Raw genomic sequence first — 12,921 nt, forward strand, 5'->3', positions numbered from 1 at the left:
GAGTTACATGAGATTCTCATGGTATGGCGCCTATCACTGAGGTGGAGGGGCGGCGAGTGGCCCTCAGTAACCTGGACAAGGTGCTGTATCCCGCGACCGGCCTCACCAAGGGCGAGCTGCTGCACTACTACGCGACGACCGCCGGGGTGCTGCTGCCGCACCTGCGGGACCGTCCGGTCTCCTTCCTGCGGTATCCGGACGGGCCGGACGGCCAGGTGTTCTTCACCAAGAACGTGCCGCCCGGTACGCCCGACTGGGTCACCACGGCCGAGGTGCCCCGCTCGGAGGGTCCGGCCCGGACGGTGCTGGTGCAGGACCTGCCCAGCCTGATGTGGGCGGCGAACCTGGTGACCGAGTTCCACACGCACCAGTGGGTCGCGGACGACCCCGGCGAGGCCGACCGGCTGGTGTTCGACCTCGACCCCGGGCCGCCCGCGACGGTCGCGCACTGCTGCGAGGTCGCGCTGTGGCTGCGGGAGCGGCTGGCGGCGGACGGGATCGAGGCGTACGCGAAGACGTCCGGGGCCAAGGGGCTGCACCTGCTGGCGGGGGTGCGGGGATCGTCGTCGGAGCGGGTGTCGGAGTACGCGAAGGCGCTGGCCGTGGAGGCCGAGCGGGCCCTGCCGCGGCTCGTGGTGCACCGGATGACGCGCAGCCTGCGCCCGGGAAAGGTGTTCGTGGACTGGAGCCAGAACGCCGCCCGCAAGACCACGGCCGCGCCGTACACGGTGCGGGCCCGCCCCGAGCCGGCGGTCTCCACTCCGGTGACGTGGGACGAGGTGGCGGCGTGCCGGCGTGCGGAGCAGCTCGTCTTCCGGGCGGAGGACGTCGGCCCGCGGGTGCGGGACCACGGCGATCTGCTGGCGCCGCTGTTCGAGCGGCGCCGGGCGGGGACCCTGCCCTGACCCGCGGTGGTCCTCAGACGCGCGTCCAGGTGGCCCGGTCCCGGGCCATGGCGTACAGGGCCGCCACGTCCGCCGGTTTGAGCATGCCTCCCTGGCGGGCGAGGCCCGGCAGATCGTCGTCGGTGAGGACGCGGACCGAGCGGGGCGGGGCGGTCACCACCACGTGCGCCGGGTCGACGAGGACCAGGACGGGGCGGACCTCGGCCGTCAGGGCGCAGGTGGCCCGGTCGGCGTCGGCGCGGACCCGGCGCAGCAGGGGCCGCGGTTCGCGCCGGCCCGGCGTCACCAGGGGGTCGGCGATGTGGACGCGCTGCCTGCGGGCGGGCAGCACGCGGATGGCGAAGAGGCCGCCGGGGCCGATCACCAGGTGGTGGACGCGGTCGCCGCCGGGCAGGGGGACGGAGTGCAGGGTGTGCCGGCCGGCGCCGTCGAGGCGGTCGAGTGCCGTGCCCGCCGTCTGCTCGGCCGCCAGCGCCCGGCGGCGCGGGTCGGGACGCAGCCGGTGCGCCGGGCCGGGGTCGCGCTCCAGGGCGACCAGGAGTGCTTCGCCGGGCCGGTCGGGGGCGAGGTCGTCGTCCGGGTGGGGGGAGAGCCGGGCCAGTTCGGCGCGGGTGGGGACCGGGGGCGGGCCGACGGTGACCCGGCCGGTGAGGAAGGGGCCCAGGGCCGCGAGGACCTCGTCCCTCCGGTCGTCGCTCAGCAGACTGACCCGGGCGGCCTCACGGTCGTACCAGGCGACGTTCCCGCCGTCCGGGAGGCAGACGTGGAGCCGTTCCCGTCCGTGCCGCCGGGCCGGTACGACGCGCAGCCGGTTCATGCCCCATCACCCCGCGACCACATGCCCCATCGCCCCACGACCATGGGAGCAGGAGGGGTGCTGCGGGGGCAAGAACCCGGTTACGGTGGGGAGGAGTTGGCAGGCCCTCGGGTGGGACTGGGGAGGCGCCGTTGCGTACCCGTGGGAAGGGATCCGACGTACCCGCTCCCGGCCGGCCGTGGGACGAGGTCGTGCCGGGGCTGTGGATGGGCGGGCACGAGTTCCGGCGGCAGGCCGGACAGCTCGAGCCGGCCGTGGTGCGGGACGAGTTCGACGTGGTGCAGACCCTGCTGCGGCTGCCCGGACACGGGCCGGACGCCGGTGTCGAGCACCATGTGTGGCCCATCCCGGACGGTCCGCTCGACGGGACGCAGCTCGCGGGGGTGATCCGGCTGGCGCGGGCCGCCGGTGAGGCGCTGGACGAGGGGCGCAGGGTCCTCGTCCGCTGCTTCCACGGGTACAACCGCTCCGGCCTCGTCGTGGCCCACACGCTGATGCGCCGGGGCGCCACCGCCGAGGAGGCGATCCGGCTGATCCGGGGCCGGCGCTCGCCGTGGGCGCTGCACAACGACCTGTTCGTGGAGTACCTGCGGGCCGGCCTGGCCACCGCGCAGCTGCTGGAGGAGCTGGCCGAGTAGCCCGGCACGCCTCAGCGCACGCAGAATGGCTTTCCGTACCAAGGAGCGTAGGTGTCGCCGTCAGCGGTGCCGGACCACCGACGCCGATCGCCGAACCCCAGGAGTGCAGTGCTCCCGAGCCGCCGTGGGCGCCCCGCCCGTGTCCCCGTCACCCTCGCGCTGCTCCTGGCGGCCGGGGCGACCGGGGTGCTGGCCGGGTGCGGTGACACGGGCGGGCTGCGGGGAGCGGGGGCGACCCCGGCCGCGCAGAGTCCGGCCCGGCTCTGGCCCGGCCTGACGCCGGCGTCGAGACCGGCCTACGACATCGGCGAGGTGGAGCACACACCCGTCGGGGGCGTCGCCGTGCCCGGCGGCGACATCCGCCGGGCGGACCCGGTGGCCGCGGTCCGGGCCGAGATCACCGCGCACCCGGACGACTACGCGGGCGCCGACGCGCCGTACCACGGGACGGCGGAGCGGATGGCCGACTGCGGAGCGCGGGACGGGCGCGGCCGGTGCCCGGTGCTCCGGCCGTACTACCGCGACCTGACGGGCGACGGACGCCCCGAGATGACCCTGGGCTTCCGGCTGCTGCCCCAGGAACTGACCGCCGTGCGCGTCTACACCGTCGAGAAGAACCGGCTCGTGCGGGTCATGTCCTACGACGACGCCGTCAGCGCGGTCGAGCTGGCCGGGCGGACGGTGATCGTCCGGTCGCCGTCGGAGGTCGCCGGGTACGAGTACCGCCTCCAGTGGACGTGGGACCCCGACCAGCGGGCCATGCTCCTCACGAGCGACGAGTTGCTGCGCACGGGCGGCGACGGGAAGCGCCCGAAACGCCCGTCGGCGTCCCCGCGCCCCTCGGCATCCCCGCGCCCCTCGGCGACCACGTCCTCCTCGGCGACCGCCTCCTCCTCGGCGACCGGTCGATGAGGCTCGCCCTCCGCCGGTGGGCCGGTCCGCTCGCGGTGCGGGCGGCCGTATTCATCACCGTGATGTGCTGCGCGCTCGCCGCGCTGCTCGGCGTCCTGGTGCACGTCTCGGTGACCGACCAGACCGTGGGCCAGGCCCGTGAGGCCGCCCTGGTCCGGTTGCGGGAGACGACGGCGGCGTACGAGGCCGGGGACCCGCTGGGGCAGGGCGCCGGCGTCGATCCCCCGGGGCTGCCCCGGCGGCTGCGGGAGCTGGCCGTGTCGGGACGGCGCGGCACGATGCTCGCCGAGCACGACGGGCGCCCCACCATGTGGGCGGCGGGCCCGGCCGCCGGCGGCCGGGCCCTCGCGGTGCGGGTCGACCACTCCCAGGGCGAGCGCACCATCGAAGGGCTCGACGGCGCGATCGTGTGGTCCTCGGCCCTGGCGATCGGCGCGACGCTGCTGGTGGGCGCGTTCGCCGTGACGCGGGTGACGCGCCGGCTGCACACCACGGCGCGCGTGGCGCGGCGGATCACCGCGGGCGACCTGGACGCGCGGGTCGACGACCCCCGGGCGCGGAACCCGACGCGCCCGCAGGACGAGGTGGCCTCGGTGGCCGCCGCGCTGGACTCCATGGCGGCGTCGCTGCAGGGCAAGCTGCTCGCCGAGCAGCGGTTCACCGCCGACGTGGCGCACGAGCTGCGCACCCCGCTGACCGGTCTGCACGCGGCGGCCGAGCTGCTGCCGCCGGGCCGCCCGACCGAGCTGGTGCGCGACCGGGTGGCCGCCCTGCGCACGCTCACCGAGGACCTGCTGGAGATCTCCCGGCTGGACACCGGGCGGGAGCGGCTCGAGGTGGACGTGGAGGCGCTGGGCGAGGTGGCCGGACGGGTGGTGCGGGGTTCCGGCACCGACACGCGCGTGGACGTCGTACGGGACGTGCGGGTGGAGACCGACCGGCGGCGGCTTGAGCGGGTGCTCGGCAACCTGGTCGCGAACGCGCACCGGCACGGGCGGGCGCCGGTGGTGCTGACCGTGGACGGACCGGTGATCACCGTACGGGACCACGGGGACGGTTATCCGGAGTACGTCCTCGCGCACGGGCCGCAGCGGTTCCGCACCGAGGGCGGGTCGAAGGGGCACGGCCTCGGGCTGACCATCGCGCTGGGGCAGGCGGAGGTGCTCGGGGCACGGCTGGAGTTCGCGAACCCGCCGGACGGCGGGGCGCTGGCCACGCTGACGCTGCCCGAGCGGCCCTGACGGGCCGGGGCGCGGCTCCTTCCCCGATGGCGCAGTGCGACGGGCGAGCCCTCTCCGCCGCTCCTAAGGTGGCGGTTAGTCATGTTCGGCCGCCCCGGCACCTGGATCTCCCGGGAGGTACCCCCTTGCCGCCGCTGGACCCGCCCGCCCCCTTCGCCCGCCGCACCGCCCTCGCCACCACGTCCGCCGCCGGGGCGAGCGGGCGACGGGAACCCCGGTCGCGACGGCGTCACGGGCAGCCATTCCCGGGGACTGAGCGGGCGTGACCCCGTTCAGCCGCACGCTCCCCACGGTCCCGGGCGCACCGGATCCCGGCGCGCTCGCCCCCGGGGCGGCGAGACGGGTCCCGTCCGTGGTCCGGCTGCGCGGGGCCGGTTCCCTCACGCCCCGGCCGGTCGGGGCGAGCGCGTCCGCGCCCACCGCACGGCCCGCGACGACGGCACCCGGAGCCCGGCCGCCCGACGCGGTGCCACCCCCGGCCCCGTGTCGCGCCGGCGCCGATGCCCATGGTTCACATACCCCGCCATTTAGGTAAGTTCCGGACATGACCAAGGCCGGAACCGGAACCGGAATCACCGTGACCCAGGTGGACAGACCCGCTCCCGTCGCGCGTGGGGCCCGGCGCCGTGGCATCGAACTCGCGCTCATCGTCATGGCCGTGCTGCTGTCGGTGTTCGGCTACTGCGACGTCGGTCTGGCCCAGCACGGCACCCTCCCGCCCGGCGCCGCCGGTTACGGCGCCGGGCTCGGCGTGCTCGCCGTCCTCGCCCATCTGGCGGTACGGCTGCGCGCCCCCTGGGCGGACCCGCTCCTGCTGCCCATCGGCGTGCTGCTCAACGGCCTCGGCCTGGTCCTGATCTACCGGCTCGACCTGGAGACGCCGGGCGACCGGGCGGCCCCCACCCAACTGGTGTGGTCGACGCTGGGCGTCGCGCTGTTCATCGTCGTCGTCCTGCTCCTGCGCGACCACCGGGTGCTCCAGCGCTACGCCTACGTCTGCGTCGCCGCCGCGCTCGTCCTGCTCACCGTGCCGATCCTGTTCCCGGCCGTGAACGGCGCCCGCATCTGGATCCGCGTCGAGGGCTTCTCCATCCAGCCCGGCGAGTTCGCCAAGGTGCTCCTCGCCGTGTTCTTCGCCGCGTACCTGGCCGCCAACCGCGGCGCCCTGGCGTACGCGGGCCGCCGCGTGTGGCGGCTGCAACTGCCCACCGGCCGGGTCCTCGGCCCGATCGTCGCCGTGTGGCTGGTCAGCGTCGGCGTCCTGGTCCTGGAGCGCGACCTCGGCACCTCGCTGCTGTTCTTCGGCCTCTTCGTCGTCCTGCTCTACGTCGCCACCGGACGCACCGGCTGGATCGCGGTGGGCCTGCTGCTGGCCTCGCTGGGCGCGGTCGCCGTCGGCTGGCTGGAGCCGCACGTGCACGGAAGGGTGGAGGACTGGCTGCACCCCTTCGCGTCGGTCGAGGCCGGGCAGGGACCCAGCCAGCTGGCCCAGTCGCTGTTCGCCTTCGCGGCGGGCGGGGTGACCGGCACGGGGCTCGGCCTCGGACACTCCGTCCTGATCGGATTCGCCGTCAAGTCCGACTTCATCCTCGCGACGGCCGGGGAGGAACTGGGCTTCCTCGGCCTGACCGCGATCTTCCTGCTGTACGCGCTGCTGGTGGAGCGCGGCTACCGGGCGGGCCTCGCCGTGCGCGACCCCTTCGGCCGGCTGCTCGCGGTCGGCCTCTCCTCGATCGTGGCGCTCCAGGTGTTCGTCATCGCGGGCGGGGTGACCGGGCTGATCCCGCTGACCGGCATGGCGATGCCGTTCCTGGCCCAGGGCGGCTCGTCGGTCGTCACCAACTGGGCGATCGTCGCCCTGCTGATCCGGGTCAGCCACGCCGCCCGCAGCCAGGGGGCCGGGCGGGACACGCCGTGAGAGCGGAGATGCCCCGGTGACCCGGCACATCCGGCACGCCGCCGCCTTCTGCGCGCTGCTGCTGGTCGCGCTGGTGGTGAACGCCGCCCGGGTGCAGATCGTCCAGGCCCCCGAGTACGACGACAACCCAGCCAACCGCCGCCCGGACATCGCCCGGTACCAGCAGCCGCGGGGCGACATCCTGGTCGGCGACGAGCCCGTCACCGGCTCCCGGGACACCGGCGAGCACCTGCGCTACGAACGCACGTACACGGACGGGCCCCTGTACGCGCCGATCACCGGCTTCGCCTCGCAGGCGTACGGGACGACCCTGCTGGAGCACGCCGAGGACGGTCTCCTGTCCGGCGCCGACCCGATGCTCGCGCCGCTGCCGCTGTGGAACGACGTGACGGGCACCCACAACGCGGGCGGCGACGTGGTGACGACGATCGACGGGGCCGCGCAGCGGGCGGCGTTCGAAGGGCTCGGCGGGCGCACGGGGGCGGTGGCCGCGATCGAGCCCTCCACCGGCCGGATCCTGGCGCTGGTGTCCACCCCGTCGTACGACCCCCAGTCGCTGTCGGGGAACGACGCGGCGGCCACCCGGACCTGGAACCGGCTGAACGGCGACCCGGACAAGCCGATGCTGAACCGGGCCGTGCGCCGCACCTACCCACCGGGTTCGACCTTCAAGGTGGTCACCGCGGCGGCGGCGCTGGACGCCGGTGTGGTCCGGGATCCCGACGCGCCGATCCGCTCCCCCGACCCGTACCCCCTGCCCGGCACGCGGACCAGGCTCACGAACGAGTCCGACGGCTGCCGGGACGCCTCGCTGCGGGAGGCGTTCGAACGGTCCTGCAACACGGTGTTCGCCAAGCTCGGCGTGGACGTGGGCGTGACGGACATGGCGGCCACGGCGGAGGCCTTCGGCTTCAACGACGCCGGACTGCGGATCCCCTTCTCCGTCGCGCGGAGCACCTTCGACACCTCGGTGGACCGGGCGCAGCTCGGACTGTCGTCGATCGGGCAGTACAACACGCGGGCGACGCCGCTCCAGATGGCGATGGTGGCGGCGGCCGTGGCCAACGGCGGCCAGGTGCGCTCGCCGTACCTGGTGGAGCGGACCCTGCGGGCGGGCGGCAGCCTCGTGGCGACGGCGGGTTCACAGCCCTCCCGGGAGGTGATGCGGCCCTCGACGGCGGCGCTGCTGAAGGAGCTGATGACCGGTGTCGTGGAGAACGGGACCGGCTCGAACGCCGCGATCCGCGGCGCCACCGTCGGCGGCAAGACCGGCACCGCCCAGCACGGCGTCGGCAACTCGGGCACGCCGTACGCCTGGTTCGTCTCCTGGGCGCAGTCCGACCGGGACCTGGGGCCGAAGGTCGCGGTCGCGGTGGTCGTGGAGGGCTCGGCGGAGGACCGTGAGGGCGTGAGCGGGAGCGGGCTGGCGGCGCCGATCGCGCGGGCGGTGATGGAGGCGGTGCTCCGTGGGTGAGACGAGGGCTGCCGCGCACCGGATCACCGGCCCACCGTCCGGGCCATGACCGACGCCGCGTACGAACTCGCCCAGGCCGGCATCGCCCGGCTCAAGGCGCCGCCGGACTCGCCGCAGTCGAAGGGCTTCGTGGACGCGCTCGATCCGGTGAACGCCGCGGCCGGCACGGCGGACGGGTTCGTCCGGCGGTCGCGGAGCGAGTCGGGCAACGCGACGGACGTGCCGTTCTTCGGCGACGACTGGCGGAGGCGGTCACGACCCCGTGGTTTGTCCCGGCGCGCCACCGGTCCACGGTCGCGGAGGCGGAGTCACGCCTGCTGCACCTGCGGACCCACGGCCCGACGCCGTACGCGTTCACGCTGCGCACGTCGTTCCCGGCGGGGGCGACGGAGCCGCAACAAGTCCCGCGCGGGGGATTGACGAGCTTGCTGACGCGCAGTCTCATAAGACGAGCGAGTGACCGCGGGTAACCCAACGAGGTGGGACAGCGATGACGACCCTGACGGAAGCAGACGCGCTCGACGGTCTGCGCGACGCGCTCGGGCTGCTCAAGGACCGGGAGCAGGTGGCCGAACGGTTGCTCGCCTCTTCCCGCAAGCACTCCTTCGACCCGGACGAGGAACTCGACTGGGACGCGCCCTTCGAGGAGGGCAAGTGGTTCTGGCCGCCGGAGCTGGTGTCGCTGTACGACACCCCCGTCTGGCGGCGGATGAGCGAGGAGCAGCGGATCCTGCTCTCCCGGCACGAGGCCGCGGCGCTCGCCTCGCTCGGCATCTGGTTCGAGCTGATCCTCATGCAACTGCTGGTGAGGCACGTCTACGACAAGTCGGCGACCAGCGCCCACGTGCGCTACGCGCTCACCGAGATCGAGGACGAGTGCCGGCACTCGAAGATGTTCGCCCGGCTGATATCCCGCGGGGAGACACCGTGGTACCCGGTGAGCCGGGTCCACCAGAACCTGGGGCGCCTGTTCAAGACGATCTCCACCACGCCGGGCTCCTTCACCGCCACCCTGCTCGGCGAGGAGGTCCTGGACTGGATGCAGCGGCTGACCTTCCCCGACGAGCGGATCCAGCCGTTGGTCCGGGGCGTCACGCGCATCCACGTGGTGGAGGAGGCCCGCCACGTCCGCTACGCCCGTGAGGAGCTGCGCCGCCAGATGGTGACGGCGCCGAGGTGGTCGCGGGAGTTCACCCGGCTCACCTCCGGCGAGTTCGCCCGCGTCTTCTCCGTCGCCTTCGTCAACCCCGAGGTCTACACGAACGTCGGCCTGGACAAGCGGGAGGCGATGGCCCAGGTCAGGGCCAGCGGCCACCGCCGGGACATCATGCAGACCGGTGCGAAGCGCCTCACGGACTTCCTGGACGACATCGGTGTGCTGCGGGGGCCCGGGCGCCGGCTGTGGAGGTCGTCGGGGCTGCTGGCGTAGTCGGGCCGGTCCGGCCGGCTCACCCGGGTGGTGGCGGGAGCATGCGGGTTACGCTGCGCTCCATGACCCCGCAGGCCCCCACCCCCGCCTACCGCCGCCTCAGCGTCGAGGAGCGCCGCGTCCAGTTGCTCCACGCGGCGCTCACCCTCTTCGCGCACCGGCCGCCGGAGGACGTCTCCCTGGACGACGTGGCGGAGCAGGCCGGGGTCTCGCGCCCCCTGGTGTACCGGTACTTCCCCGGCGGTAAGCAGCAGCTCTACGAGGCCGCGCTCAGGTCGGCCGCCGACGAACTGCGGCTGTGCTTCGACGAGCCCCGCGAGGGCCCGCTGCCGGCCCGGCTGTCCCGGGCCCTGGACCGCTACCTCGCCTTCGTCGACCAGCACGACACCGGCTTCAGCGCCCTGCTCCAGGGCGGCAGCGTGGCCGAGACCTCGCGGACGTCGTCCATCGTGGACGGCGTGCGCCGGGCCGCCGCCGAGCACATCCTGAGCCACCTGGAGGTCACCGACCCCGGCCTGCGGCTGCGGATGACCGTCCGGATGTGGATCACGGCGGTGGAGGCGTCCTCGCTGATCTGGCTGGACGAGGGCAAGCAGCCGCCCGTGGACGAGCTGCGGGACTGGCTCGTCGAGCAGTTCCTGGCCATGCTGTCGGTCACCGCCCGCCGCGACCCCCAGACCGGGGCGCTGGTCGAGGCGCTGGCGGCGGACGCCTGACAGCCGGCGCGGATGCGCGACGGCCGGTGCGGATGCGCGACGGACGGCGCGGATGTCCGACACGGGTGCGGATGTCCGACACTGGTGCCGTGAAGAGCGAAGACACCCCCTTCGAGGGCGGCCCCATGGACGGGCGGGTGCTGCCCGTGCTGGTCGGGATGACCGGGCACCCGCCGAAGACCTATCGCATCCCCGTGCCGGACCCGGCCGGCGGGCCCTCGACCGTGCTCGTGTACCGCCGCGTCCCCCGTGAGCGGGGGCGGGTCGGGGTGGCCCGCTGGAAGTACGCGTACGACCCGGGCGGGGAGGGCTCCGGCCGGAAGTGGCCGTGGTCCAAGCCGGACGCCACGCCGGGTGGCAAGCCGGACGACGCCGACGGGTGACCCGATTGCGCCGAACCGCGCACACTCGGCGCGCGGAGCAGGAAAACACGTCACATGCTCGCCGTGCGGAGCGGACGAGCCGCCCCGCGACCGGAGGTGATGACGTGTCAGGAAGGCTTCTGCGTCTGGTGTGTACGGCTGCGGTGGCGGCCGGGATCGTGCTCGCGCCCGTGCCCGCCACGGCCGAGCCCGGTCCCGGAGAGACCGGCGACCGTTCGGTGGCAGCGCTGCTGACGGACCTTCAGCGGCTCTACCGGGAGGCGGAGAAGGCCACCGAGACCTACAACGCCACCGAGGAGCGGCTGGCGAGGCAGCGCACCGAGGTGAGGCGGCTGGACGCCGAACTGGCCCGGACCCGGCTGTCCCTGAACGACAGCCGCGGCGCGGTCGGACGGCTCGCCCGGCAGCAGTACCAGAACAGCAGCGACCTCTCCCCCTACCTCCGGCTGCTGCTCGCCCGCGACCCGCAGCACGCGCTCGACCAGGAACACGTGATCGGGCAGCTCGCCCGGGAGCGGGCCGAGACGGTGGGCCGTCTGGCCGACGAGGAGAAGAAGGCCGACGAGTTGGCCCGGCGTGCGCGCGGAGCGATGGACCGGCAGCGCACCCTGGCCCGGCGTCAGGAGAAGGAACGGGACGCCGTACGCGACCGGTTGCACGCCGTCGAGGAGCTGCTCGCCTCGCTCACCCCCGAGGAGCTGGCCGCGCTGGCGAAGTTCGAGAAGGACGGGATCACCGAGGCGCAGGAGCGGTTCATGGCGTCCGGCGCGCTCGGTGACGACGCCAGACCGTCCGCGAAGGGCGACCGGGCGGTGCGCTTCGCCGTGGAGCAGCTCGGCAAGCCGTACGAGTGGGGCGCGGAGGGCCCCGCGTCCTACGACTGCTCGGGCCTGACCTCCGTGGCCTGGCAGCGCGCCGGGACGCCGATCCCGCGGACCAGCCAGGAGCAGTGGGCACGGCTGGAGCATGTCCCGCTCGGTGAGCTGCGCCCCGGTGACCTGGTCGTCTACTTCCCCGAGGCCACCCATGTGGCGATGTACCTCGGCGACGGCATGGTCGTCCAGGCGCCGCGCCCCGGCGCCGAGGTCAAGGTGTCGCCGATCGCGGCCAACCCGGTGCTGGGCGCCGTACGGCCCGACCCCGGCGCGGAGCCCCTGCGGCGGTACACGCCGCCGAAGCTCCCCGCGGGCGCGACGGACGGGTCCCACGACGGGTACGCCGCCGCCTACGCTCCGGCTGCTCCGGAGACCGCCGTCAGGTAGCCCTCGGTCTTGGCGGGGTCGTAGAAGAAGTTCTCGAAGTCGGCCGGGTCGTTGAAGCCGTTGGCGAAGCGGTCGGCGACCGGCTGGAGCCGGCCGGCGGCGCCGATCAGGCCGAGGACGTGCTCCGGCGGCGGGGCGAGCATGGCGTTGGTCCACTTGGTGACGTGCCGGGCCGTCTCCCAGTAGCGGTCGAAGGTCTGCTGCATCCAGGCCTCGTCGAACTCCTTGTCCCCGTGTTCCAGGATGGAGGCGAGGTAGGAGGCGGCGCACTTGGAGGCCGAGTTGGAGCCCTGGCCGGTGACCGGGTCGTTGGCGACGACCACGTCGGCCACGCCGAGGACGACACCGCCGCCGGGCAGCCGGCCGACCGGGTTGCGGACGGTGGGGGCGTAACGGCCGGCCAGGGTACCGCCGGCGTCGGTCAGCTCCACCTTGGTGGCCCGCGCGTACTCCCAGGGGAGGAATCTCTCCATGAGTTCCAGGGTCAGCGAGAGGTGCTCCGCCGGGTCCTTGACGTCCTTGAAGGCGTCCAGCGGGCCGCCGGGTATGCCCTCCCAGAACAGGATGTCGGCGCGGCCCGAGGTCGTGAACGTCGGCATGACGAACATCTCGCCGACGCCGGGGACCAGGTTGCAGCGGACCGCCTCCATGTCCGGATGTTCCGGACGCGGGCCCAGTCCGTGGACGTAGGCCACCGCGAGGGCGCGCTGCGGCTCGCTGTACGGGGAGCGCGAGGCGTCCCGGCCGAACATCCGGACCAGCTCGCCCTTGCCCGCCGAGACGAGGACGAGGTCGTACGCGCGGGAGAAGTAGTCCAGGTCGCCGACCGCCGCGCCGTGGATGACCAGCTGGCCGCCGCGCTGCGCGAAGGTCTCCATCCAGCCGGCCATCTTCACCCGCTGGTCGACCGACTGCGCGAACCCGTCGAGCCGGCCCACCCAGTCGACGGCGCGCTGCGACGGGCCCGGGTCGAAGGAGCCGGGAGCCGCCACGGAGACACCGAGCCCTTCGATCTTCGGGGCCTGCGACTCCCAGAAGTTCAGCTGAAGGTCGCGCTCGTGCTGGAGTGCCGTGTGGAACATGCACTGCGTCGACATGACCCGGCCGGTGCGGACCTCGTCCGCGGTCCTGTTCGACATCAGGGTGACCTCGTAGCCGTGCGACTGGAGGCCGAGGGCGAGCTGGAGGCCGGACTGCCCGGCTCCGACGACGAGTATCTTCCGCAT

At 74.1% G+C, this 12,921-nt stretch carries 12 protein-coding genes and 1 pseudogene; 11 read left to right on the forward strand and 2 right to left on the reverse strand.

Annotation, left to right across the window (positions count from 1 at the left end):
• Positions 1 to 23 precede the first annotated feature (23 nt).
• Complete coding sequence (gene ligD / locus KUM32_RS12310; RefSeq protein WP_217141886.1) at positions 24 to 905, forward strand: non-homologous end-joining DNA ligase; 882 nt, start codon at positions 24 to 26, stop codon at positions 903 to 905.
• A gap of 13 nt (positions 906 to 918) precedes the next feature.
• Here the strand turns inward: ligD and KUM32_RS12315 are convergent, their stop codons facing one another.
• On the reverse strand, positions 919 to 1,722 hold the full coding sequence (locus KUM32_RS12315) for a nuclease-related domain-containing protein (protein WP_217141887.1): 804 nt from the start codon (positions 1,720 to 1,722) through the stop codon (positions 919 to 921).
• Between the two features lie 131 nt (positions 1,723 to 1,853).
• On the opposite strand from KUM32_RS12315, the gene KUM32_RS12320 reads away from it, so the two are divergent.
• From KUM32_RS12320 to KUM32_RS12365, 10 genes and pseudogenes are all read left to right on the forward strand, one after another.
• Positions 1,854 to 2,360 carry a dual specificity protein phosphatase family protein gene (locus tag KUM32_RS12320; RefSeq protein ID WP_217141888.1) on the forward strand — a complete coding sequence of 169 codons (507 nt, stop codon included), beginning with the start codon at positions 1,854 to 1,856 and terminating at the stop codon, positions 2,358 to 2,360.
• Positions 2,361 to 2,468: 108 nt separating this feature from the next.
• Complete coding sequence (locus KUM32_RS12325) at positions 2,469 to 3,272, forward strand: hypothetical protein (protein WP_217141889.1); 804 nt, start codon at positions 2,469 to 2,471, stop codon at positions 3,270 to 3,272.
• Entirely contained in the window at positions 3,269 to 4,513 is a 1,245-nt protein-coding gene (locus KUM32_RS12330) for a HAMP domain-containing sensor histidine kinase (RefSeq protein ID WP_217141890.1), read from the forward strand. Before KUM32_RS12325 ends, KUM32_RS12330 begins: the two co-directional genes overlap by 4 nt.
• Before the next feature lie 544 nt (positions 4,514 to 5,057).
• Complete coding sequence (locus KUM32_RS12335; RefSeq protein ID WP_217141891.1) at positions 5,058 to 6,431, forward strand: FtsW/RodA/SpoVE family cell cycle protein; 1,374 nt, start codon at positions 5,058 to 5,060, stop codon at positions 6,429 to 6,431.
• A gap of 16 nt (positions 6,432 to 6,447) precedes the next feature.
• Positions 6,448 to 7,905, forward strand: a complete 1,458-nt coding sequence (locus KUM32_RS12340; protein WP_217141892.1) for a penicillin-binding transpeptidase domain-containing protein — start codon at positions 6,448 to 6,450, stop codon at positions 7,903 to 7,905.
• Positions 7,906 to 7,950: 45 nt separating this feature from the next.
• Positions 7,951 to 8,375, forward strand: a pseudogene (locus tag KUM32_RS12345) (DUF3291 domain-containing protein).
• A 20-nt stretch (positions 8,376 to 8,395) separates the two neighbouring features.
• Positions 8,396 to 9,334 carry a diiron oxygenase gene (locus KUM32_RS12350; protein WP_217141893.1) on the forward strand — a complete coding sequence of 313 codons (939 nt, stop codon included), beginning with the start codon at positions 8,396 to 8,398 and terminating at the stop codon, positions 9,332 to 9,334.
• Between the two features lie 62 nt (positions 9,335 to 9,396).
• Positions 9,397 to 10,050, forward strand: a complete 654-nt coding sequence (locus KUM32_RS12355; protein ID WP_217141894.1) for a TetR/AcrR family transcriptional regulator — start codon at positions 9,397 to 9,399, stop codon at positions 10,048 to 10,050.
• A gap of 89 nt (positions 10,051 to 10,139) precedes the next feature.
• Positions 10,140 to 10,433 (forward strand): hypothetical protein, encoded by a 294-nt coding sequence (locus tag KUM32_RS12360; protein ID WP_217141895.1) that lies wholly within the window; start codon positions 10,140 to 10,142, stop codon positions 10,431 to 10,433.
• Between the two features lie 104 nt (positions 10,434 to 10,537).
• Positions 10,538 to 11,695, forward strand: coding sequence for a C40 family peptidase (locus KUM32_RS12365; RefSeq protein WP_217141896.1), 1,158 nt, complete (start codon positions 10,538 to 10,540; stop codon positions 11,693 to 11,695).
• On the opposite strand, the gene KUM32_RS12370 is transcribed toward KUM32_RS12365, so the two are convergent.
• On the reverse strand, positions 11,659 to 12,921 hold the full coding sequence (locus tag KUM32_RS12370; protein ID WP_217141897.1) for a styrene monooxygenase/indole monooxygenase family protein: 1,263 nt from the start codon (positions 12,919 to 12,921) through the stop codon (positions 11,659 to 11,661). The genes KUM32_RS12365 and KUM32_RS12370 overlap by 37 nt on opposite strands.

Source organism: Streptomyces sp. AC627_RSS907 (assembly GCF_019049165.1).

What these genes read in the sequence shown, in the direction of transcription:
- KUM32_RS12355 (WP_217141894.1), top strand. Translation starts at nt 9,397, where the DNA reads ATGACCCCGCAGGCCCCCACCCCCGCCTACCGCCGCCTCAGCGTCGAG.
- KUM32_RS12315 (WP_217141887.1), bottom strand. Translation starts at nt 1,722, where the DNA reads ATGAACCGGCTGCGCGTCGTACCGGCCCGGCGGCACGGACGGGAACGG.
- KUM32_RS12350 (WP_217141893.1), top strand. Translation starts at nt 8,396, where the DNA reads ATGACGACCCTGACGGAAGCAGACGCGCTCGACGGTCTGCGCGACGCG.
- KUM32_RS12370 (WP_217141897.1), bottom strand. Translation starts at nt 12,921, where the DNA reads ATGCGGAAGATACTCGTCGTCGGAGCCGGGCAGTCCGGCCTCCAGCTC.
- KUM32_RS12330 (WP_217141890.1), top strand. Translation starts at nt 3,269, where the DNA reads ATGAGGCTCGCCCTCCGCCGGTGGGCCGGTCCGCTCGCGGTGCGGGCG.
- KUM32_RS12335 (WP_217141891.1), top strand. Translation starts at nt 5,058, where the DNA reads ATGACCAAGGCCGGAACCGGAACCGGAATCACCGTGACCCAGGTGGAC.
- ligD (WP_217141886.1), top strand. Translation starts at nt 24, where the DNA reads ATGGCGCCTATCACTGAGGTGGAGGGGCGGCGAGTGGCCCTCAGTAAC.